This window comes from Fusibacter bizertensis (assembly GCF_029914245.1).
Taxonomy (GTDB): Bacteria; Bacillota; Clostridia; order Peptostreptococcales; family Acidaminobacteraceae; genus Fusibacter_C; species Fusibacter_C bizertensis.
The window spans coordinates 26,635-50,886 of the sequence record NZ_JARYZI010000014.1 but is presented as its reverse complement, the minus strand read 5'-3'; the positions used below and the strand labels follow the sequence as shown (position 1 = coordinate 50,886).

General features: G+C 35.6%; 19 protein-coding genes. 2 read left to right on the top strand and 17 right to left on the bottom strand.

Annotated elements, in window-relative coordinates:
• Positions 1 to 3 precede the first annotated feature (3 nt).
• The 6 genes from mfd to purR form a co-directional block, all read right to left on the bottom strand.
• Positions 4 to 3,498 carry a transcription-repair coupling factor gene (gene mfd, locus QE109_RS15860; RefSeq protein WP_281095534.1) on the bottom strand — a complete coding sequence of 1,165 codons (3,495 nt, stop codon included), beginning with the start codon at positions 3,496 to 3,498 and terminating at the stop codon, positions 4 to 6.
• Positions 3,499 to 3,511: 13 nt separating this feature from the next.
• Complete coding sequence (gene pth, locus QE109_RS15855; RefSeq protein WP_281095533.1) at positions 3,512 to 4,069, bottom strand: aminoacyl-tRNA hydrolase; 558 nt, start codon at positions 4,067 to 4,069, stop codon at positions 3,512 to 3,514.
• Positions 4,070 to 4,192: 123 nt separating this feature from the next.
• The gene (locus QE109_RS15850) at positions 4,193 to 5,149 is read right to left on the bottom strand and encodes a ribose-phosphate pyrophosphokinase (RefSeq protein ID WP_281095532.1); all 957 of its coding nucleotides are present in this window, start codon (positions 5,147 to 5,149) and stop codon (positions 4,193 to 4,195) included.
• A 9-nt stretch (positions 5,150 to 5,158) separates the two neighbouring features.
• Positions 5,159 to 6,529, bottom strand: coding sequence for a bifunctional UDP-N-acetylglucosamine diphosphorylase/glucosamine-1-phosphate N-acetyltransferase GlmU (glmU, locus tag QE109_RS15845; RefSeq protein WP_281095531.1), 1,371 nt, complete (start codon positions 6,527 to 6,529; stop codon positions 5,159 to 5,161).
• A 218-nt stretch (positions 6,530 to 6,747) separates the two neighbouring features.
• On the bottom strand, positions 6,748 to 7,032 hold the full coding sequence (spoVG, locus tag QE109_RS15840) for a septation regulator SpoVG (protein ID WP_281095530.1): 285 nt from the start codon (positions 7,030 to 7,032) through the stop codon (positions 6,748 to 6,750).
• Between the two features lie 109 nt (positions 7,033 to 7,141).
• On the bottom strand, positions 7,142 to 7,963 hold the full coding sequence (gene purR, locus QE109_RS15835) for a pur operon repressor (RefSeq protein ID WP_281095529.1): 822 nt from the start codon (positions 7,961 to 7,963) through the stop codon (positions 7,142 to 7,144).
• Between the two features lie 233 nt (positions 7,964 to 8,196).
• Between purR and murC the strand changes: the two genes are divergently transcribed.
• Positions 8,197 to 9,585 carry a UDP-N-acetylmuramate--L-alanine ligase gene (gene murC / locus QE109_RS15830; RefSeq protein ID WP_281095528.1) on the top strand — a complete coding sequence of 463 codons (1,389 nt, stop codon included), beginning with the start codon at positions 8,197 to 8,199 and terminating at the stop codon, positions 9,583 to 9,585.
• A 52-nt stretch (positions 9,586 to 9,637) separates the two neighbouring features.
• Here the strand turns inward: murC and QE109_RS15825 are convergent, their stop codons facing one another.
• The 7 genes from QE109_RS15825 to QE109_RS15795 all read right to left on the bottom strand — a co-directional run bounded on the left by QE109_RS15825 (position 9,638) and on the right by QE109_RS15795 (position 16,554).
• The gene (locus QE109_RS15825; protein ID WP_281095527.1) at positions 9,638 to 10,684 is read right to left on the bottom strand and encodes an LCP family protein; all 1,047 of its coding nucleotides are present in this window, start codon (positions 10,682 to 10,684) and stop codon (positions 9,638 to 9,640) included.
• A gap of 111 nt (positions 10,685 to 10,795) precedes the next feature.
• Entirely contained in the window at positions 10,796 to 11,635 is an 840-nt protein-coding gene (locus tag QE109_RS15820) for a 3-hydroxybutyryl-CoA dehydrogenase (RefSeq protein WP_281095526.1), read from the bottom strand.
• Positions 11,636 to 11,658: 23 nt separating this feature from the next.
• On the bottom strand, positions 11,659 to 12,111 hold the full coding sequence (lspA, locus tag QE109_RS15815; protein ID WP_281095525.1) for a signal peptidase II: 453 nt from the start codon (positions 12,109 to 12,111) through the stop codon (positions 11,659 to 11,661).
• 12 nt (positions 12,112 to 12,123) lie between these two features.
• Positions 12,124 to 13,605 (bottom strand): cardiolipin synthase, encoded by a 1,482-nt coding sequence (gene cls, locus QE109_RS15810; RefSeq protein WP_281095524.1) that lies wholly within the window; start codon positions 13,603 to 13,605, stop codon positions 12,124 to 12,126.
• A gap of 80 nt (positions 13,606 to 13,685) precedes the next feature.
• Positions 13,686 to 14,327, bottom strand: coding sequence for a tRNA (guanosine(46)-N7)-methyltransferase TrmB (gene trmB, locus QE109_RS15805; protein ID WP_281095523.1), 642 nt, complete (start codon positions 14,325 to 14,327; stop codon positions 13,686 to 13,688).
• Between the two features lie 14 nt (positions 14,328 to 14,341).
• The gene (gene pyrE / locus QE109_RS15800) at positions 14,342 to 14,974 is read right to left on the bottom strand and encodes an orotate phosphoribosyltransferase (protein ID WP_281095522.1); all 633 of its coding nucleotides are present in this window, start codon (positions 14,972 to 14,974) and stop codon (positions 14,342 to 14,344) included.
• Positions 14,975 to 15,009: 35 nt separating this feature from the next.
• Entirely contained in the window at positions 15,010 to 16,554 is a 1,545-nt protein-coding gene (locus QE109_RS15795) for a putative glycoside hydrolase (protein ID WP_281095521.1), read from the bottom strand.
• A 132-nt stretch (positions 16,555 to 16,686) separates the two neighbouring features.
• On the opposite strand from QE109_RS15795, the gene QE109_RS15790 reads away from it, so the two are divergent.
• Entirely contained in the window at positions 16,687 to 18,084 is a 1,398-nt protein-coding gene (locus QE109_RS15790) for an MBL fold metallo-hydrolase RNA specificity domain-containing protein (RefSeq protein WP_281095520.1), read from the top strand.
• Between the two features lie 82 nt (positions 18,085 to 18,166).
• Here the strand turns inward: QE109_RS15790 and QE109_RS15785 are convergent, their stop codons facing one another.
• The 4 genes from QE109_RS15785 to nifJ all read right to left on the bottom strand — a co-directional run bounded on the left by QE109_RS15785 (position 18,167) and on the right by nifJ (position 24,205).
• Positions 18,167 to 18,811 (bottom strand): hypothetical protein, encoded by a 645-nt coding sequence (locus tag QE109_RS15785; RefSeq protein WP_281095519.1) that lies wholly within the window; start codon positions 18,809 to 18,811, stop codon positions 18,167 to 18,169.
• 99 nt (positions 18,812 to 18,910) lie between these two features.
• Entirely contained in the window at positions 18,911 to 20,041 is a 1,131-nt protein-coding gene (locus QE109_RS15780; RefSeq protein WP_281095518.1) for an aldo/keto reductase, read from the bottom strand.
• Positions 20,042 to 20,090: 49 nt separating this feature from the next.
• Entirely contained in the window at positions 20,091 to 20,498 is a 408-nt protein-coding gene (locus tag QE109_RS15775; protein WP_281095517.1) for a hypothetical protein, read from the bottom strand.
• Positions 20,499 to 20,665: 167 nt separating this feature from the next.
• Positions 20,666 to 24,205, bottom strand: coding sequence for a pyruvate:ferredoxin (flavodoxin) oxidoreductase (gene nifJ / locus QE109_RS15770; RefSeq protein ID WP_281095516.1), 3,540 nt, complete (start codon positions 24,203 to 24,205; stop codon positions 20,666 to 20,668).
• Positions 24,206 to 24,252: the final 47 nt, after the last annotated feature.

Below are 24,252 nucleotides of genomic sequence, written 5' to 3'. Positions count from 1 at the left end.
TCATTATATATTTAAATATTCACTATGAAAACTATATATTTTTTCTACATATTTTTCAAGCATTGTTAATTGTTCTTCTTTTTTTCTTAATCTGTTTGTAATTTTGACCCTTAAAACCGCTGGATTTCCTGCAAAGAAAGATACATTCTTCGCATCATAGGTCATCACTTGACTGATAAAAATTGGGCTGATTGCAAAGTCAGTTGCAAATTTCAAGATAAAATCTTTTCCATCTTCTGAGATCTCGTCAATTCCCATCATCTCGCAAAGCGCTTTAATATAGGCAATCATGATCAAATTATTTACTGAGACAGGTACAGTGCCAAAACGATCTTCAATTTCTTCATAAATCAAGTCAACATCAGAACGGCTCTCAATTGAAGCAATTTTTTTATAGATTTCAATCTTAAGTTGATGATTGCTTATATAGTTCTCAGGGATAAATGCATTGACTGCTAAATCAATTTTTGCTTGAGGTTTTTCTTTCACGACCTCACCTTTTTTAACCATAACACTTTCTTCTAATAACTTACAAAACAAATCATAACCAATCGCTTCCATGTACCCATGTTGCTCAGTTCCTAGCACGTTCCCAGCCCCCCTGATTTCCAAATCTCTCATAGCAATTTTGAAACCAGCACCAAGTTCTGTAAATTCTTTAATCGCCTTTAGTCTTTTTTCAGCGATCTCATTGAGCACTTTGTTTTCTTGATAGAATATATAGCAATATGCTAATCGGTTACTTCGTCCTACTCTACCTCTTAACTGATAGAGTTGAGATAATCCGAATCGATCTCCATCATTGATGATAATGGTATTAACATTAGAAATATCTAGTCCTGTTTCAATTATCGTGGTGCATACAAGTACATTGAAGTCATTGTTCATAAAATCCAACATCAGTTTCTCTAGTTGATGTTCATTCATTTGGCCATGTGCATAGTGTACAACGGCCTCTGGAACGAGTTCCCCAAGCTTCGCAGCAACCCTATCTATATCTGAGATACGGTTATGCACAAAATATACTTGTCCGCCGCGTTCTAGTTCTCTAGAAATTGCTTCTCTTACCAAGTTTTCATCGAACTCAACTACATAAGTCTGAATTGGATAGCGATCTTCTGGTGGATCTTCAATAACACTCATATCTCTTATACCAATCATGGACATATGAAGTGTTCTAGGAATTGGGGTTGCAGTTAGCGTGAGGACATCAATATTTTCTTTCATTTGTTTAATCTTCTCTTTATGTTTCACACCAAAACGCTGTTCCTCATCAATAATTAATAGCCCTAAATCCTTAAAAATAACATCATTTGATAATATGCGATGTGTCCCTACAACAACATCCACAACACCACTTTTTATATCTTTAATAATCTTCGTTTGCTCTGTTTTGGTTCTAAATCGAGAGATCATTTGAACATTTGCGGGATACTTAGAAAACCTTTCTACAATATTGTTATAATGTTGTTGGGCTAGAATTGTGGTTGGTACGAGAATCGCAACCTGCTTTGAATCTAAAACCGCTTTAAATGCGGCTCTAAGAGCAACTTCGGTTTTGCCATAGCCAACATCACCGCATAGTAATCTCTCCATAGGTTGAGGTCTTTCCATGTCGTTTTTGATCTCCTCAACACACTTTAGTTGATCACGTGTTTCCTGATAAGGAAACAGTGCCTCAAATTCGCGCTGCCACTCGTTATCTTGACTAAACTGATAACCTTTTTTGGTACTTCTTGTTGCATAAAGTTCTATAAGTTCATCTGTCATGTCTTCAATTGCTTTTTTAGCTCTTGATTTAGTTTTCTTCCATTCTTGTCCACCCAATCTATTGAGTTTGAGTTTATCAGAATCTGTTCCCATATACTTTTGAACAAGTCCGGCACTCTCAACAGGGATATAAAGATAATCATCTTGAGCGTATCGTAGCTTTAAAAAATCTTTACGTGTCTGATCGATTTTCATCTGTTCAACACCTAAATACTGTCCAACACCATGAGATTCATGAACGACATAATCACCAACTGAAAGTTCTGAAAAGGCTTTAATTACTTTTCCTTGGGCAGGTTTTTTCTTAGAAACCTTTTTTCCTTCTCCAAAAAGCTCATGTTCCGTTAAAACAAGTGCTTTAAACGTATCAAAATAAAAACCACTTTGAGCTGGATGAAACACTGCGACTGCTTGGCTACTCATTATTTGTTCATAGCCTTCATTTAAGAAACCTTCTTCAGTGTTGACCGCTATTTCATATGATGCCATCGCCGATAGAAAGCGATTTAACCTTTCAGCACTGTTAAAAGCAATGAGTATATGATAACCTTTTAACTTCCATTTTCTTAGATCTAATGCAATTTGATCAAATTTACCATAATATTTGTTCATCTCTCTTGATGATAACTTGATGATTTGAGAAGGTTCAAAACCTTCAGTGTGCTTAATCAACAATTCCGTTAGAATAACTTGGCGCATTGATAATTCAGTTTTGATTTCATCAAAATCGTAAATTCTATGATATTGTTCGGCAATTACTTCGCCACGTTCTAGATAATCAGTAAATTGTCTTCTATAATCCGCTATAAATTGTCCCATTCGTGAGACACATTGATTGTTACCCATAATATAGACAATTGGATTTTCAAAATAATCTAAAAGCGTATCCGTCTGATCATAAAAAAGTGGAAAATATTTATCAATACCATCTACAAAAATGTTTTCAGATAAATGCTCAACAATTGCCTCTATTTTTTCACGTTTATCGCTTTTGTATTTGCCTTTCGATGCGGTTAATTTCTGAATCGCTTTTGTAATTAAAGCTTCATCCAGTACCAGTTTTCTCGTTGGATAAATATCAAAACGCTCAAATTTGTTTAATGATTTTTGTGTTTCAATATCAAAATCTCTGATCGAATCTACTTCATCTCCAAAAAATTCAATACGATATGGGACATCATACATTGTAGAAAAGACATCTAAAATTCCACCCCGGATACTATATTGACCTTTTGATTCAACTATTTCTACTCTTTCATACCCATAGTTATAAAGTGTTTTTTGAAGTTCTGCTAATGAAATTTCGGAATTCAAATCCAGTTTGATCATTTTATCAGCGATCAACTTCTTTCGAGGATAGCGATAAAGTAAATTGTTGATCGATGTAAAAACAAGAGGAACTGCCATTTGGGTAGCTTGTAAAATAGCTTCCACTCGCTCGAGTGCCACCTGATTCGAATGCGCATATGAGTCAAACCATATAAGCTCACGACCCGGTAAATATACTGCTTCTTCAATTTCTTCAGCTGCAATTTTCGCTTTATGTTCATCTTCAAAAAAGAGAATTGTTGCTCTTTTTTGAGTTTTAGCTACACTTTGTGCAACCCATTTTACAACCTGTTGATCTGAACCATGTATTAAGATAGGACTAATATTTTCCTCAATACTTTTATTAAGTGTTTGCACCTCAACAGAATGCTTAAATAGATTTAGTAATAAATCAAACATTTTTGCCCCTCAATTAACCATTATAACGATTCATGGCACTGTCAGCACCTTCATCAATAATACACTCAACCGCATTAGCTACTTTATCAATTGTTTCATTCATTTCATTCAGTTCAGATTTTGAAAATTTTTGAAGCACAAAATCTTTTAACTCAAGGCGCAATGAACGCCCTATGCCGATTCTTATTCTCGGAAAGTTATCTTGTTGCAAAAGATATATAATGTGACGCATCCCATTATGTGTACCTGCACTTCCCTTTTTGCGGATTCTTAATTTACCAAAATCAGTATCAACATCGTCAAATATAACAATCAAGTTTTCCATTGGTAGCTGATAAAAACTACAAATTGCCTTTACAGTTTCACCGCTTAAATTCATATATGTTTGAGGTTTTACCAAGATTACTTTCTCTCCTGCTATGACCCCTTCACCAATCAAGGCTTTGTATTTAAGTTTATTGACACTGATTCCAAATTTTTCACTGAGGCGATCAATCGCTTCAAATCCAACATTATGTCTAGTTAAATCATATTTTTTGCCTGGATTACCAAGGCCAACGATAATATACACGAAATATCTCCTTCATCTCATCTGTTTATACACTGATGTATTAGACCATAAGATTATATCAAAAAAAACGCTTAACAACAATGTTGGTTAAGCGTCGGAAAATCATAATGAGCTTCAGTTTTTCTATTCTTCGAACATCGTACTAACTGAGTCGTTGTTGAAGATTCTTCTAATTGCCTCTGAAAACAATGGTGCAACTGATAACATAGTTACATTTTTAAGTTCTTTCATTTCAGGTGAAACATCAATCGTATCAAGCACTACTAATTCAGAAATCTCCGAATCTCTAATTCTTGATGCAGCTGGTCCTGAGAAGACACCATGCGTGCAACATGCATATACATCTTTTGCACCCATTTCTTTTAAAGCTTTTGCGGCATTGACAATAGTACCAGCTGTATCGATCATATCGTCAATTAAGATAACATTTTTTCCCTTTACCTCACCTATGATATTCATGATTTCAGATACATTTGGTTCCGGTCTTCTTTTGTCAACGATCGCTATTGGTGCGTCAACTTTGTTTGATAAATCTCTAGTTCTTGTAACACTACCAAGGTCAGGAGAAACCACTACGAGGTCCTTGATATCTTTTTGTCTGAAATACTCAGCTATAATCGGGACTCCTTTTAAGTGATCAAGAGGAATATCAAAATAACCTTGTATTTGTGCCGCATGTAAATCCATCGTTAAAACTCTGTCTGCACCTGCCGCAACAATTAGGTTTGCAACCAATTTTGCTGAAATTGGATCTCTTGCTTTAGCCTTACGATCTTGCCTTGCATAACCATAATAAGGAATTACTGCAGTAATTCTTCCAGCTGATGCACGCTTAAGCGCATCAATCATAATAAGAAGTTCCATCAAATAGTCGTTTACTTTAGGCAAAGAAAAGGACTGCACTACGAAAACATCGATACCTCTTACTGTCTCATTGATGTTTACTGAGATCTCCCCATCGCTAAAGGTTTTTACAATGCTGTCACCTAGCGGTAACCCTAGTTCTTTACAGATTGCTCTTGCAAGATCTGGATTGGCATTACCTGTAAATACCTTTATCCTCCTGTCATTCGATTGCATTATTTCCTCCTACTTCTTTTTTAAATATTTGTTTGACCAATCGGTCTTGTTGACTTGTCGTTCTCTCGCAATTCCAAGTGCTTTTTCAGGAACATCCTGTGTAATAGTTGAGCCTGCTGCAATATACGCTTCTTTACCCACTTTTACCGGGGCAATTAAGTTTGTATTGCAACCTACGAAAACATCATCTTCGATTTCTGTAAGATGTTTGTTAACGCCATCGTAATTTACAAACACAACGCCACAGCCAAGGTTGACATTTTTACCAACCTTGCCATCTCCAACGTATGTTAAGTGTGAAATTTTAGTACTATCACCGATAGTTGAATTTTTCACTTCTACAAAATCACCTATTTTACAATCCTTACCAACATTTGACTTTGGTCTTAAGTAGGCATAAGGTCCAACGACTGTACGATCATCTACCGATGAATCTGTAAGTGTTGAATGCTTCACTTTTACTTCATTTCCAATTTTTGTATCTATCACTTCACTAAAGGGGCCAATATGACAATCTTCGCCGATCACAGTACTCCCTTTAAGCATTGTGCCCTGCTCAATAATTGTATCTTGACCAATAGTAACATACTTTTCTATATAGATGCTTTCAGGTGATATAAGTGTAACGCCTTCACGCATCCAATGCTTTTTAATTAGATCTTGATGGTATTTTTCAGCTTCGGCAAGCGCCATTCGATCATTGATTCCCATTACTTCATAAGCATCTTTAATTACAAAGGCATCTACTTTACCATGTTTTTCTTTCACATATTCAAATACATCAGTCAAATAATATTCACCTTGACTATTGTTATTCTTAAGTGCATCTAGTGCGTCCATCAATATTGATGCATCAAACAAACCAATACCTGAATTTATCTCCCCAATACGTTTTTGATCTTCCGATGCATCCTTATGCTCAATAATTCGATCAAAATTACCCTCTTGATCTCTGACAATTCTACCATACCCTGTTGGGTCATCAAAAAATGTCGATATTAGGCTAGCTTTATATTTTCCGTTTTTATGATTTGTAATAAAGGCTTTTAGTGTCGAAGCACTTAAAAGCGGTGCATCTCCAAATAAAACTAAAACCAAACCTTCATCTATAAAAGCTTGAGCTGATTTAACTGCATGTCCAGTTCCAAGTTGAACTTCTTGGACAGCAAATTCTATATTTTGATTTGCAAGTGCTGATTCAACCAATTCTCTACCATGTCCAACAACGCATACTGTTTCATCTGTACCAATTTCATTTGCAAGATCGACAACATGCTGAATCATAGGGACACCGCTAACTTTATGAAGTACCTTTGGTAACTTAGATTTCATTCTTTTACCATATCCAGCAGCTAGTATAATTGTAATTAGTTTATCCATTTGACTTCCCTCGTAAACTTTGACTTTCAACACGCAAAATTATATCACTTTTACACATAAAACTAAACAACTATTAAGAAAAATTGAGAAAAGTTCGTATATTCTTACTAATGAGGCTTTTCTTTAAGTTTTGAACCTCAAATCTTCAAAATCAATCTCAATAAAGCAAAGTAGACATAAAAAAAGAACACGCTCTAGCGTGTTCACTCATACTTATACTATTCTTCGAAAAACTCTTCCCCAGTTAAGTTTTTCGCCTTTTCGTATTCTTCAAAAATGATATCTTGTATCATCGTCCGTGTCTCTTGATTAATTGGATGAGCGATATCTCTATAATCTGCTTCACCTACTTTTCGACTTGGCATTGCAACAAAAAGTCCATTTTGTCCTTCGATCACTTTAATATCATGTACGACAAATGCATCATCAAAAGTTAATGATACCACTGCTTTCATTTTACCATCTTCACGAAGTTTTCTAATTCTGACATCTGTTATGTTCATTTTTATCCCCCTAACTTAAGCTGTTAAGAGTGTATATTCTATATATGTTACGAAAATCCTTCTTTTTTTGTTAATTTTTTTTAATTTTTTATTTTTATTTATCTCCAGCCTAAAGATACTCATAATTAGGATGAACCAAGATCTCATCGTTAGTATCAATTCCCTCGTATTTAATTAAGGATATATACTTGTCAACTAATTTTTGGGAAGGAACTGTTGTATCAAATAGAACACAAATTCCCGCTACTTTACAATCCATTTCTTGTACCAATTGCGTCATCCCTTTGGCTGATCCACCAGCTTTCATAAAATCATCGACGATTAGTACATTGGAATCTTTCTTTATTGCTTTTTTTGAAATATACATTGTCTGTAAACTACCCGTGGAACCTGATATGTAGTTTATACTAATCTTTGACCCTTCAGTCACTTTATTTTCATGTCTCGCAATAACAAGTGGAACATTGAGTCCTCGAGCTGTCATCATGGCAATTGGAATTCCTTTTGTTTCGATGGTCAATACATAGTCGACTTTAGTATGGTCTTCAGAAAATTTTTCTGCAAAAATATCTCCGATACCTTTTGTGTAAACCGGATTATATAATATATCTGCCATATATAAGTACTTGCCTGGCATAACGCGCTCTGGTTTTTTTATATCTTCACAAATCTGCTCAATCAAAGCATGTTTTTCTTCTCTACCCATCATAGGTACATATTTTGCACCCCCTGATGCACCTGCAATTGTTACAACTTTTCCAAGAGATAGTTCTTCCATAATCTTTTTGACAATGACAAGGTCTTCACTTATCGTCGACTTTGCCGAATCAAAAATAAGAGTGAAATAATTTAGTGTGAATACTTTATTTGGGGAATCACACAGTATTTTCACAATAGCACCGATTCTTTCATTACGTTTTAATTTGCTCACAGCACCACACTCCGAATATTATTATTATAATAGTTTAATTTTATTCGTTTTTAGGCATTACTTCAATACTTTTTCACTATTTTGTTTCATGTTTTTCAATATGTAGGTCTTTAAACTGTTCTCAAAATAAGGTATAATCATTATGATTTAAGACATCAACTGGTATAAAATATATATTGAGACATCTTTATGATGCTTCCTATGATGTAAAATTCAAACAATTAGGAGTAAGTATGATAGATCTATCTATGATTAAACACATTCACATTGTTGGCATTGGCGGCGTCAGCAATAGCGCTATTGCTGAAATATTATTGCACCAAGGCTTCAAAGTAACCGGCTCCGACCTCCATCAAAGTGATGTAACAGATATACTTGTTCAAAAGGGAATTGTCGTATATTACGTGCATGATGCTAAAAACATCTCTGGTGCAGATTTGGTGGTGTATACTTCGGCGGTAGCAGAAGATAATCCCGAAGTAGCATATGCTGTAGATCAAAATATACCATGTATTAGCAGAGCTGAGATGCTTGGTCAAATAATGGCAGGTTATAACAAATCCATCGCTATTGCTGGAACACATGGAAAAACAACAACCACTTCAATGGTTACTCGAATTTTCAACGATACAATTTTTGACCCTACCGCTTTAGTGGGTGGCTTTTTCAATGATATTAAGAGCAATGTTAAAATAGGCAATAGTGATCTCTTTATTACAGAAGCTTGTGAATACAAAGAGAATTTTCTCTCTTTCTTCCCAAAAGTGGGGGTAATTCTCAATGTAGATGAAGATCACTTGGATTACTTCCGTGATCTTGACCATATTGTCAGTGCATTTGCAAAATTTTCTAACAACATCACTGAAGAAGGCATTTTGGTACTAAATGGAGATGATTATAATTCGAGAAAAATTATACCTTATTATACTGGGAAAGTACTAACCTTTGGATTAAATGATCATTGCGATTACATTGCAAAAAACATTGTTTATAACAGTCTTGGTCAAGCGACGTTTGATATATTTAATAAAGAACAAAAACTTACTAAAGTTTCACTCATCATTCCAGGACAGCACAATATATATAATGCACTGGCTGCTTTTGTCGTGGCAAATATATACATTGACGATTTAGCACTTATAACTTCAAGGCTCTCAAGCTTTAAAAACGCTAATAGACGGTTTGAGTTAATTGGCAAAGTAGGAGAAATCACAATAGTTGATGACTATGCCCATCATCCTAATGAAATCAAAGCGTCACTTGAAGCAGCCGCAAGGATGACAGATATCAATCGCATCATATGTATCTTCCAGCCACATACCTATTCAAGAACAAAAGACTTACTCAACGAGTTTGCAGGTGCTTTTAAAAACGCATCCGAAGTAATCCTCTGCGACATATATGCAGCAAGAGAAGTGGACCATGGTGAAGTAAGTTCTCTTGATTTAATGAAAGCCATGATTAAGGAAAAAGTCAAAGTGAACTACTACCCGACTTTTGATGAAGTTAATAACTATATATTACAAAATGCACTCCCTAACGATTTGATTATCACCATGGGAGCTGGAGATGTCTATAAACTAAGTCATATTATCCTCGAATCTTTAACCAAGAATAATTAAAAAGAGCCAATCATAACATCCTTTAGATGTTGCGATTGGCTCTTTATTATAATTAGTTGCCGCTTTTAGTTGTCGTTTCAGTAGATGCTTCATCAGTTGGCTCTAGTGTTGAATCCTCACCTATCGTAAATCCATAGAATCCATATAGTGTTTTTTCTAAGCTTGCTGGATCATGGATCCAGTATGAGGAACCTTTAATCATCTTCGCTTCGCCTTCAAGCATATAAAAATGAATGTCATCAGACTCAATGCTTGCACCTTTTATAGCTAGACTTAGTGCTTCTTCTATCGTCATATCTGTTTGAACATATTTTCCACCAATAATGGTATTGATCACCGAAGGAAGTTTACTACTTAAGGCTTTACTCATCATCGTACTCACGAAATGTTGCTGCCTTGGAATGCGCTGTACATCCCCTTCCATAATCGATTCATCATTGTTTTTTCTAAATCTAAGATACTTAACTGTATCAGTCCCGTTTAAAACTTGAGGACCTTTTTTTAAGTCGATATGAAGAGGGGGCTTATCATAATAATCATCATATTTCATATCAAAAGGTACATTTACTTCATAGCCACCGAGCGTATCCACTACTGCTCTTACCGCTTCAAAATCAACTTTTAAATAATAATCAATTGGTACTCCTAAAAATTCTGAAAGCACTTTTTTCATGCCATTTACGCCACCAATTTCAGCGAAACCGTAAGTGGCATTCATTTTTTTATATGCTGGATCATCATATCCTTCAATATGGTGATAAGTATCACGTGGAATTGACAATATGTCCATTCGGTTTAAATCTGGATCATAGCTAAAAAGCATCATGGTATCTGCCAATTGGCCATTGAGTCCAAATGCAATTATATTGATTCTCGGGGAATCTTCAGCAATCTTCTCTAGTTCAGTTCTCTGATCATCTTCACCAACATTTCCGCCGCCCTCAGGATCTATGACTTCAGTTGTTGGCTCTGTCGTATCGACAGTTGCTATTGGAATCTCAGGCTTGTCCATAATTGAATCTATCGCGAACAAAACACCTGTAAATATCGCTAAAAATCCTATAAATGATATAATAAAAACCTTTATATAAAACTTCATTGTCTATCCTTCCTAATACTCTATCACACATATGCGTACACAATATACACCGTGCACTATATTCTATCATAATATGGAAACTGATTCATTTAAATTTTTATTAAATAATTTTTAATAATTATAAAACCCTTGTTTCGTTTTCCTACCTAGAAGTCCAGCTTTGACCATTTTCCTTAAAAGTGGATGTGGACGATACTTAGGATCTCCAAAATCACTGTATAGTGTTTCCATAATTGCAAGCACCACATCGTTGCCAATTAAATCCGATAGTGCTATTGGTCCAATAGGATGATTTGCACCTAAAAGCATTGCTTTATCAATATCCTCTGCTGATGCAATGCCCTCTGCTTTAATAGCAATCGCTTCATTGATCATAGGAACTAAGATTCGATTGACAACAAATCCAGGTGCTTCTTCTACTTTAATAGGTGATTTCCCTATATTTTCAGCCATGGTAAAAATAGTTGCCAAAGTTTCCTTCGAAGTCCCAATACCACTAATGATCTCAATAAGTTTCATCTTAGTAACCGGATTGAAAAAGTGCATCCCAACAACCTTGTCAGGTCTAAGGGTATGTGCAGCGATCTCGGTTATCGAAAGTGAAGAAGTATTGGTTGCTAAAATAGCATCCTTATTGATAATTCTGTCTAACTCTTCAAATATTTTGCATTTAACTGCTAAATTTTCTGAAGCTGCTTCAATAATAATGTTACAATCAATCAAAGCTGCAATTTCAGTAGAAAAAGAAAGTAACTCTAATGCCTCGTCCATTTTTTCACGTGTTATTTTGTTTTTCTCTAATAATCTCGACAAACTTCCGCGAATCGAAGCTTTTCCCTTTTCAAGTTGTGCTTCACTTATATCTCTAACAATTACTTGTATGCCATTTAAAGCAATTGTCTGAGCTATTCCAGCACCCATAGTTCCTGAACCAATGATCCCTATTAACATATTCCCCTCCATCTAACTATATTTTAAAAATCATATTTTAAAAACAAAGTTGAAAAGGCTAATAGCACGACCCCTACGACCACGCACATATCAGCTACATTGAATATTGGAAATTGTATAAATCTAAACTCCAAAAAATCAATAACATAGTTAAGTCTCACTCTATCAATTAAGTTTCCTATTGCACCAGAAAGAAGCAACATGTATGAAAGTTTTACAACGATATGTGTATCCGTTCTAAGTGCTTTCACAAAAAAACCTACTAAAGCTATGATTACTACCGATGTTAACAAAATCAATAATAACTGCTTTTCCCTCAAGATACTAAAAGCTGCACCTGTATTCTCTGTATAACGAAATCCTAAAAAACCTTCTATAAAGGTAACGGCCCCTTTGTTCATCAAGTTGGATACTGCAAGCATCTTAGTAACTTGATCTAATCCTAATAGTATAATTGCACCTAAAAAATATATCACATTCTCCTCCAGTTATTGTAGTGGTGAAACAAGTCGGCCCAGTGCTTCCATAAGTTTTCTATGAATGCCTCTATGCTTAAACGTTTCCAGTTCATACATAATACTCTCATCAATATCATGGATAAAATCTTCTTCTAGTCTAGAAATAACATCAACATCATACATAAACGCATTGACTTCAAAATTTATTTCCATTGATCGAATATCAAGATTGGCTGTCCCAACCGTAGCAACTAACTTATCTACGATCATGATCTTCGAATGAATAAAACCATTTTTATACCTATAAATCTTAACACCAGCTTCTAAAAGTTGTTGTATGTTGGCTTGTGATGCCCAGTACACAAAAAAATGATCTGGTTGTGATGGGATGATGATCTTAACGTCGATACCACTAAGTGCTGCAGTTTTAAGCCCCATTAAGATACTTTCTTCGGGGACTAGATAAGGTGTTGTAACCCATATCTTGTCCACTGCATTAGAGATCATTTTATAAAAAGCTTGTAAAATACATTTCCACTCTGAGTCTGGACCAGAAGCAGCAATCTGCACCAAAGAAGTCTTTGCTACTTTAATTTCCGGATAATACGTAACCCCTTGTACTACTTGACCTGCAACATAATTCCAATCATTTAAGAAAATCGTCTGCAAGGCATATACTGCCTCACCCTTGATTTCCAAATGTGTATCACGCCAAAAAGCAAATTTGTCTGAATTTCCAATATATTCATCACCAATATTGAGTCCGCCCACAAAACCGATAAGACCATCAATGACAACAATCTTTCTATGATTTCTATAATTCAAGTCTCTTGATAGAATAGGTAATGGCACTTTGAAAAATGAATGGACTTCAATACCAGCTCTTTTTAAACTATTAATATACTTTCTTGATAGTCCCATAGAGCCAACATCATCAAATATAACTCTAATTTTTACACCTTCATTTGCTTTTTCGATTAACAATTCTCGCAGTTCATTGCCAATGTGATCATCTTTGATGATAAAATACTCTAGATGAATATGATCTGTAGCGCGCTTTATTGCCCCAAATAGGCGGTTGAACTTACTGAGACCATTGGTAAGTACCGTTACTTCGTTACTCATAGAAAAAGGTGCTTTAGCATTTTTTAATAGCAGTTGCATCAGTCTTCGATTTGCTGGATTTTCGCTGTTTGGCAAGTCTATATACTCAAGCAAACTCGATTGGATTTCAGCAGCTTTCTCCATGCGATCAGAATCACTGAGAATCTTAGCTTTGGCTTTTTTCTGTTTTCTATAACTTCTACCAAAAAGTACATATAAAAAGAATCCAACCACTGGTAAGAGTACTAACACCAGCAACCAAGCCAAAGTTCTAGATGGATTGTTATTTTCTAAAAATATCACTAAGCCAATCCAGATGATATTTACTCTAAAGAGTAATTTTAAACCTTCATAGATATTACTTAACAGTGGTGTATCAAAACTCAAATCATTAAATAAACCTGCCATATAAGCAATTGTCATCAGCAATATAATAAGTGCTACAAATATATAAAATGTTTTCTTAAGAATAACACCACCCCCTAAGCTTATCTAAATGCTACCTCTACTCTAAAGATAGGATGACCCATAGAAGAGAATTTTTCTTCATACTCTGTCATCACATTGTCAATACCGTCTTGTGCATGAAGATCTAAAGCAATATTGCGCATAACTAAGTCCATCGTTGCAAATTCATTAAGCGAGAACTCAAATAAACTTCTATTATCCGTCTTAAAGTGTATCCATCCATCCTTTTTAAGGATGGTTTTGTACACATCCATAAAGTCTCTATAAGTTAGTCTTCTCTTATAGTGACGTTTTTTAGGCCATGGGTCACTAAAATTAAGGTAGATGCGATCTAAGTCTTCCGAATCAAAGTAATTTTGAGCAAATCTCAAATCAATCTTAATAATTTTCAAATTCGGTATCATTTCTTCCTGTTCAGCTCTCTCAACTGCTTTTAAAACAACTTCTGTAACAGCATCAACCATAATAAAGTTTACTTCTGGATTTCTTTTTGCCATTTCAATAATAAACTTTCCCTTTCCCCCGCCAAATTCTGCGTGGATCGGATGAGAATTTCCAAATACCTCGTGCCATTTTCCTTTATGCACTTCAGGTTGATCAATATAATACGTGTCATATTCTAGAAGCGCTTCATACGCTCCTGGTTTCTTTCTAACTCTCAATTTTCACCTCTAAATTATTCTTTTGTAAACATTTTTGGATTTTCACTCCACTTGATCAATGTCTCTAATGAAGTATTGGGTACATAACCCATCTCTACAGCAATTGGCAATAAAGTTCTATAGTCTGTCAAAGTAATATACGGAATATTTCGCTCGCTAAAAAGTTGATCTACCTGTGAAAAATTATAACTAAAAATTGCAAGTGTTCCCATTACATTTGCACCTTCATTGGTTAATGCTTCACACGCCTTAATAGAGCTTCCTCCTGTTGACAAGAGATCTTCAATAAGAACAACTTTTGCACCTTCAGTTAAGACACCTTCTGTTTGTTTTCCTTTACCATGTTCTTTTGCACTACTTCTCACATATACCATTGGTAAGTTCAGCTTTTGGGCAACCCATGCTGCATGTGGAATGCCAGCAGTTGCTGTCCCTGCAATAATTTCTACATCAGGAAACTTTTCTTTAATAATCTCTACAAAACCATTAGCAATTTTTTCTCTTACCTCAGGGTAGCTAATAGTCATTCGGTTATCACAGTATACTGGCGACTTAATACCAGAAACCCATGTAAACAAATTTTTTTCATCTACGATTGTTACAGCTTTAATCTTAAGTAAAGATTCTGCAATCTCTCTCGCTAACATATAATGCCTCCTAAAAATCTAATTTATTTAACGCACTATTTAAAGGCGTTTTCATAATAGTAATTTCCTGCATTCCATACTAAATACTCGTTAATGCCATTTGCTTCTAATGCCTCTATTTGAGCTTTCACCTCTTTGATACCATACTTGATATGCCCGTCGACCCAAGTCGCTGTAAAATGTTGAATCCAAGGGCGAATATGTCCCGCATTCAACAAGTTGGCATTTCTTGCAATCGCATCTTTTACAGAACGATCCATCGTCTCATAGGGATAAGCATCAGGAACAGGAAGCCCATAGTTGCCTGGTCCATAATGACTAGGGTAATTCATAGGACTAATATAGTCTACTACATTTGCAATTGACTCCCAATGTTGTCCTATACCAACATCATCCAGCGCAGTTGCTGCCCAACCAAAAACATCCGCAGATATATAGACTTGATCTTCTGTGAGCGCTTCATATGCAAATTTTATAAAAGCTTGAATGATTGCTGTATGCGACTCACCCGTTCCATCTCTGTAATCCATTGCTTCTTGCTTCGCAATCGCTGGAAACCTAACATAGTCAAACTGGATTTCATTAAACCCATATGCAGCAGCCTCTTTTGCAATGCCTACATTATACGCCCATAGCTCGCGATCATACGCCGATGCCCAAATCAGACGATCATTGTCACTATAAAGTTCACCAGAATCTTTATATACTATAGCTCTTTCAGGATGTGCTTTTGCATAGATTGGTGATTTAAAAGTTACAACTCTTGCAATTAAATATACATTATGTTCTTTCATCTTGTCCATAAAAGCTTGCATGTCATCAATATATACATGATCATTCGCTTCAGGATTAAGCTTCTCTGCAGTAGGTGAGTGGAATAATAAATAGCCATTATCGTCTTTTACGTCTACCACCATTGCATTTAACTTTGTTTCATCTATAAGAGCTATCATTTCATCAAGTCTCTCGTTAGAGGCTGTAGAACCGGTTACATAGATTGCTTTAACATCTATCTTAGGATTTGACTCAAAAGAATCATTTTTTGGATAGTAAGAATAATCTACATCAGAATAGGGCTTAGCAATATAAGCGACCAAAGAATCAACTACATCAGATGCTTTTATATACCCTAAATCATCAACATCGTCGATGTTATTTTTCACTCTAAGATAACTTAACTCTCCGTTCTCATCTTTAATGCGTTCCTCAATATAAATGCTCCTTTTACCTTTTAAACTAGAGATTATTTCACTAGAGGCATCTGCTTTTTCATAAAGTGAAGTACCACCCGCTTTTATATAGAATGTGTTATTGGCAATCTTCTCATTTTTCAACTTCCGTTCTTCTTCAATACGTTTTTCTTCTTCTTCTTTCTTTCTCTTTTCTTCGGCAATTTTCTCTGCCTTTTCTTGTTCAAGAATTTGCCTCTCTTGTTCTATTCGAGCCGCTTCTGCTTGGGCTAACTTTTCTTGATTTATTATTTGCGCCTTTTCATTTTGAGCCTTTACAAAATAAGCTCCACCAACGATAAGGACAATAAGGGTTATAACTAGCAGGACCCTTGATTTTTTATACCTCATGCCTCGCTCCTCTGATACAATATAGTCATACATATTTATTTTAACAAACATCTAGGCGATTCGTATATTAAATTTATGTTTTAATAAAAAAAAGGGGTAATAATATAATATCACAGTTTTAAGGAGGCCAATATGAAATTACAATTTTTGGGAGCCGCTGGACAAGTAACAGGCTCAATGACACTGATACATTTTGAAAATTTAAAGATTTTAGTTGATTCTGGCCAGTTTCAAGGCACTCCAAAAGAAGAATCATTGAACTTTGAAGAATTGCCTTTCTTAGCCAAAGAGATTGACTACATCATCCTAACACATGCACATATTGATCACTCTGGTAGAATTCCACTTTTAGTTAAGCGAGGCTTTAATGGAAAAATATTTTGTACACAACCTACAAGTCATCTCGCTGAAATTCTTTTAAAAGACTCAGGAAAAATACATGAAACTGAAGCCGCATGGGAGAATAAGAAAAGAGAGCGCGCTGGACTGGACTTAATTAAACCGCTTTTTACAGAAGATGAAGCAGTCGAATCCTTTCAATACCTTTACCCTCTTCCTTACCACATGCCACATCAGTTAAATCCACACTTTAGCTTTACATTTATTCGCGCTGGACATCTACTCGGTTCTTCATCGTTGATTCTCACATATAAACAGGATAATAAAACTATGACTTTAGCTTTTTCAGGAGATTTAGGTAATGGGACAAATCTATTGGAACTCCCTCCAGAAACAGTGAACTTTGCGGATGCAATCGTTGTCGAATCCACTTATGGCGGAAGGTTACACACTGATATAACAACGCGAGCTGAAAAATTAGTTGATATCATTCTTGAGGCAACTTCTCATAATGGTACTGTACTGATTCCATCATTTGCAGTGGGACGAACTCAAGAGATTATCTTCGAACTCAACAACTTTATCAAACAGCACCCTGATGAAAGAGGCGCTCGCCTAAAGAACATTCCAATTTATATCGATTCCCCCCTAGCACTTGAAGCAACTAAAATTTATGAGAGTCATATTTCCTTCATGAGTCCAGCAGTACAAAACTTTTCGGGTGCACCTTTTAAAATGGATAATCTTCATTTGATAACATCAATTGAAGGTTCTGTGGGACTCAATCACAATCCTCATCCCAAGGTCATCATAGCAGCAAGCGGTATGTGCGAAGCAGGTCGCATAACACATCATTTGAAACATAATCTTTGGCGTAAAAATACACATCTTGTGTTTATTGGCTATCAAGCAGAAGGCACTATCGGAAGACAGATTCTAGATGGTACAAAATCAGTTAAAATCCTAGACGTTGATGTAACAGTTGGTGCTAAGCTTCATGATCTACACGGGTTCTCAGGACATGCAGATGAAAGTCACTTGCTATCTTGGATCAGCTCTGTTAAAGGATTAAAGCATATTTTTGTCAATCATGGAGAAGAATCTTCTAGAGATGCTTTAGCTGACAAGATTAAAGATTTTGAAAAAGCAGAACTTCACCTCCCTGAACTAGGTGAGACCTATACAATCTAGAGTCCTTTCAGAAAATTTATGACAATTAAAAAAGGCATACTATTCACAAGCTGTGAATAGTATGCCTTTAAGTTTTAAATGTTTACTTCTTCCGTTTTGCAATTGTAAGTAACAATCCTAAAGCCATACTTAGATAAGCAGCTACTAAAACTCTATACTCTGGTGGGAGTAAAAAAGTTATCGTATGCGCTGGTATCCAGAAAAATGGGATTGTAATTAATATTACAAATGAAACAAAACCCTTCCAATCAATTTTATTTACAACTTGAGCTATTGTTGGTTTTGCTATCTTTTCACCATACTTAAGATCTAAGTAAGTATCAGTAAATCGATGAAAAGCCATCATTGTTGGTGCAAATGTACAGTTCATCAGAAAACTGGTGAAAAATGCAAAAGCGAACTTATTACCCTTTCCAAGGAGTAATCCTTTATCTAGGGCTCCCATTACACCTCCACTAAATATAGTGAAGATCAATGTAATAACCATACCTAGAAACCCCCATATGGCAACTCTCCATAAAAAACCCGGGGCTTTCTTCCATTCTCTAGTTGAAATCCTTACAACTAACATTTCACCCATTGTTGCTAGCAAACCAAATTTGATGAATCCGCCAATATATGGGTGTGCTCCTGTAAAATCAACAAAAACAACATGTGTAGCCGGCGTAATAACAAAAGCAGTAAATGCTAGTAATATCGCTGCCCACAAAAAATCACCTTTTTTCAAAATGCCACCTCTTTCAATATCTTATAAGTGCTCACTTCATTATAGACGTTTTTTGCATGAGGTTCAACAATATTTTTAACACTTAAAATATTTTCATAATCACTCAAACGCTACCGCGACACGTTTTAAAGAATCAATAATTTGAATTTTTTGAGGACATTTAGGTTCACAAATACCACAGGCAATACACTGTCCTGCTTTAGCTTCTGCAGGCACTTGTGCGTTATACTGGCCTTTGATAGCTTCTATTTGATTGAAGATATGCGCTCGGTTGTAAAAAGTAAATGCACGCGGAATTTGAACACCTTGTGGACATGGTACACAGTACTTACAATCTGTACATGGCACTTGAACTCTTGCTTTATAAGCTTCTTTAACTTTTTCTACGAGTTCGAGTCCTGCATCATCTAGGTTACCTACTGTCAATTGATCTGCGATGCTGATGCTATTCTTAATTTGATCTAGAGATGACATACCACTTAAAACAACTTTGACATTTTCAAAATTCGAAACATATCTAAGTGCCCATTCAACAGCACTTCTCTTCTCTGGATAAGTCTCCCATAACTCAGAAACCTCTTGTGAAGGGTTTGCTAACATGCCTCCTTTTAAAGGTTCCATCACTATAACTGGAATACCTTTTTCTTCTGCAAGTTTAAGGCCCTTTAAACCAGCTTGCTCTTCCATATCCATATAGTTTAACTGCAACATGCAAAGGTCCCAATCATAAGCATTAATGATTTCTTCAAACACCTTATACTCATCATGAAAAGAAAAACCGATATGTTTGATTTTTCCTTGCGCCTTAGCTTCTTCAATAGCAGAAAAAACATCAATTTCTTTATAAGTTGCCCATGTGTTGACGTTAAGTGCATGTAACAAATATATATCTAAGTGATCAGTTTGTAGTTTTTTTAGTTGTTCATCTAAATATTTATGAAAATCTTCTTTCGTTTTGATCAACCATCCTGGTGACTTTGTGATCAAAATTGCCTTTTCACGATAGCCATCTTTTAAAGCTTCTCCAACAAGAGTCTCGCTTTCACCACCATGGTAAGGATATGCAGTATCAATATAATTAATGCCATGATCTAAGGCATAGCGAATCATTTCAATAGCTTCATCCTTTTTGATTTTTGAAGCATCTTCACCTTCAACTGGAAACCTCATACATCCAAGCCCTAAAACTGATGCTTCTAGCCCTGTTTTACCTATCACTCTATATTTCATATTTCCTCCTCATTACCTCACTCACTCTACTAATCTTTCTTGAGATCAATTAAAATGAGCCTTTTAAAATACCAGCAGTTAAATCTCTATCTTGAATAACCCAATCTTTATTAAAGTGTTTTCTCAATGATTCAAGTAATGCATTCGCCTTTGCACTTTCACTTTTGATAAAATCATCAAGCGCTTCAACCTCATTGAACTTTGAGCTATTGATAGCATCTAATTTGATAAGCATATGAATTTCAGTACAATACTCTGTCTTTACAGCACACTGCATGATATTGAATTCATAATCAAGAGCATCTTCAAACTCCCAGGACACTTGTGAATACGGAACGCCTGTTATAGATGATGCTCGAACCTCAGTCCACTTCAATATTTTCTCAATATTAACTAAAGATCGATAAGCATTATAAATATCTGTATTTAATCGTACTTGAAATCTCAAAAAGTTCATTGTCACCTCTTTTATCTCAATTAATTCGGTATGCTAAATATATTTTAATGCATTTATTAACGCATTGCAATATTCTAGGAAAAATATCTAAATTCATCTCTATACAATACATGAAAAAAAAGTGCCACTCAATTTGAGTGGCACCTTGTTTATGAACTTTTAGATGCTTAGTATTCCATCTTAGTCATTCTTACATAACCAGCGTAACGATCTTTTGCTTGCTCTTCTGCAAGATCAAACAATTGCTCAGCTACTTCTGGGAATTGTTTTTGTAATGTTGTATAACGCGTTTCACCCAAGATGAAATCTCTGAAGCTTGCAGTTGGCTCTTTTGAATCTAAGATAAATGGATTTTTGCCTTCAGCTTTCACTCTAGGGTCAAATCTCCATAGATGCCAGTAACCTGACTCAACAGCCTCTTTCATTCTTCTTTGAGTTGTTCCCATACCGGTTCTGATACCATGGTTGATACATGGTGCATAGCAGATGATGAGTGATGGACCATCATAAGATTCAGCTTCTTGAATTACTTTTAAGAATTGATTTTGGTTTGCGCCCATAGAAACTTGTGCAGTATACACATAGCCATATGTTGTAGCGATCATACCAAGATCTTTTTTCTTAACTCTCATACCTGAAGCAGCAAACTTAGCGATTGCAGCAACCGGTGTAGCTTTAGATGCTTGTCCACCTGTATTTGAGTAAACTTCTGTATCAAATACTAAGATGTTTACATTTTCACCACTAGCGATTACATGGTCTAGACCACCGAAACCGATGTCATATGCCCAACCATCACCACCAAGGATCCAAACTGAACGTTTTACAAGGTAATCTTTATGATTAGCAGCAAATGTTAAGATTTCTTTTGCAGCTGCATCAGTTACATTATTGTTAGCAAGAACTTCAAGAACTTTTGCTGATGAAGCTTTTGACCCTTCAGCATCTTCTCTAGTTTCTAACCATTCAGTAAATGCTGCAGTAACAGCAGGATCAGCATTCATTGCAACTAGTGCTTCAAATTTATCAACCATATTTTCTCTAATTGCTTTTACACCAAGTCCCATACCATAACCATACTCAGCATTATCTTCAAATAAAGAGTTTGCCCATGCTGGACCTTTGCCTTCAGCATTTTTAGTATATGGTGTAGCTGGAGCAGAACCACCCCAGATTGAAGAACAACCTGTTGCATTTGCAATCATCATACGATCACCAAATAATTGAGTAACTGCTTTAATATATGGTGTCTCTCCACAACCAGCACAAGCGCCTGAGAATTCGAAAAGAGGTTGTGCAAATTGTGAACCTTTTACTGTACTAAGTGCCATTTTATCATCTTTAACAGGAAGTTCAACTGCGAAGTTCCAGTTTTCTGACTCAACATCAACTTGTGTCTCAATTGGTTTCATAACAAGTGCTTTTTGTTTAGCTGGGCAGACATCCGCACAGTTTCCACAACCAGTACAGTCATAAGGAGAGATTTGAATTTTGTATTGTAAACCTTCAAGTCCTTTACCAATTGCTTTTTTAGTATGGAATCCTTCAGGTGCATTTGCCATTTCTTCTTCAGTTAATAAGAAAGGTCTAATTACAGCATGAGGACAAACATATGAACATTGGTTACATTGGATACAATTATCGATTTGCCATTCTGGTACATTTACTGCGATTCCACGTTTTTCGTATGCAGCAGTACCTGCTTCAAAAGTACCATCTTCATAACCATTAAAAGTACTAACTGGAAGATCATCACCTTTTTGTGCATTAACTGGTCTCAAGATTTCTTTGATAAATGTTGGATCACCTTTAGCTTCTACTACTGCAGAATCTTCAGCATTTGCCCACTCAGCAGGAACTGCAACTTGAGCAAGTCTCTCGATACCAAGTTCAACTGCTTTATTGTTAAGCTCAACAATTTTTGCACCTTTATTTCCATATGATTTTTCAATAGCTTCTTTAAGGTATTTAACTGCGTCATCAAGTTCAATAACTTTTGCAAGTTTAAAGAAAGCAGATTGCATGATCATGTTAATTCTATTTCCAAGACCAATTTCTTCAGCAATGCTAGTTGCATCAATTGTGTAGAACTTGATATCGTTTTTAGCAATATAACGTTTCATGCTACCAGGTAATAATGCTGACACTTCTTCTGCATTCCATTTACAGTTAAGTACGAAAGTACCACCCTTTTTGAGACCTTTTAATAAGTCATATTGGAAAACGTAAGATTGGTTGTGACAAGCAACATAATCAGCTTCGTCAATAAGGTAAGTTGAACGAATTGGGTTTTTACCGAATCTTAAGTGAGATACAGTAATACCACCTGATTTTTTAGAATCGTATGAGAAGTAACCTTGTGCATACATATCTGTTTTATCACCGATGATTTTGATAGCGTTTTTATTAGCACCAACAGTACCATCTGATCCAAGACCCCAGAATTTACAACGAATTGTTCCTACATTTTCAGCAACAATATAATCTTCAATATTTAAAGATAAATTAGTTACATCATCTACGATACCAATAGTGAATTCTTGAGCTGCAACATCTTTTTTAAGTTCGTCAAATACACGTTTAATATGTGTAGGTGTAGTATCTTTTGAACCAAGACCGTATCTACCACCAACGATAACTGGTGCATTATCTTTTCCGTAGAACATGTTTCTAACATCTTTAAATAATGGTTCTCCATCTGCACCAGGCTCTTTACATCTATCAAGTACAGCAATTTTCTTAACTGTAGCTGGTAAAACATCAAAGAAGTATTTTGGTGCCCATGGTCTGTAAAGTCTAACTTTGATCATACCTACTTTTTCGCCTTTAGCAACTAAGTAGTCAATCGTTTCTTCAACTGATTCAGTAACAGAACCCATAGCGATGATAACTCTATCTGCATCTGGTGCACCATAGTAGTTAAAAGGCTTGTACTCTCTACCAGTGATTTTGTTGATTTCATTCATATAGTCAACTACAATTTCTGGAAGTGCATTGTAGTATTTATTTGAAGCTTCTCTTGCTTGGAAGAAAATATCAGGGTTTTGAGCTGTTCCTCTTGTTACAGGATGCTCAGGGCTAAGTGCGTTATTTCTAAATGCATTGATTGCATCGTGATCAACTAATCTATCATATTCAGCGTAATCAATTACTTCAATCTTTTGAACTTCATGTGAAGTTCTAAATCCATCGAAGAAATGTACAAAAGGTACTCTACCTTTAATAGAAGCTAAATGTGCTACACCAGCAAGGTCCATAACTTCTTGAACTGAGCCAGAAGCTATAAATGCAAAACCAGTTTGTTTTGCTGCCATGACATCTGAATGATCTCCAAAAATCGAAAGTGCATGTCCAGCAATTGCTCTTGCACTAACGTGGAATACGCCAGGTAATAATTCACCAGCGATTTTGTACATATTTGGGATCATTAAAAGCAAACCTTGTGACGCAGTAAAAGTTGTTGTCAAAGCTCCGGCTTGTAAAGATCCGTGTACTGCACCTGCAGCGCCAGCTTCTGATTGAAGTTCAGAAACAGCTACAGGACGGCCAAAAATGTTCTTTTTACCACTAGACGCCCACTCATCTACTGATTCCGCCATATTAGACGATGGGGTAATAGGGTAGATAGCAGCAACATCTGTAAATGCATATGCTACATATGCAGCAGCAGTGTTACCATCCATGGTTTTCATAACTTTTTTACCCATTAAAAATAGCCTCCTTTTAATCATCATTGATTACAAAAACAGTATAG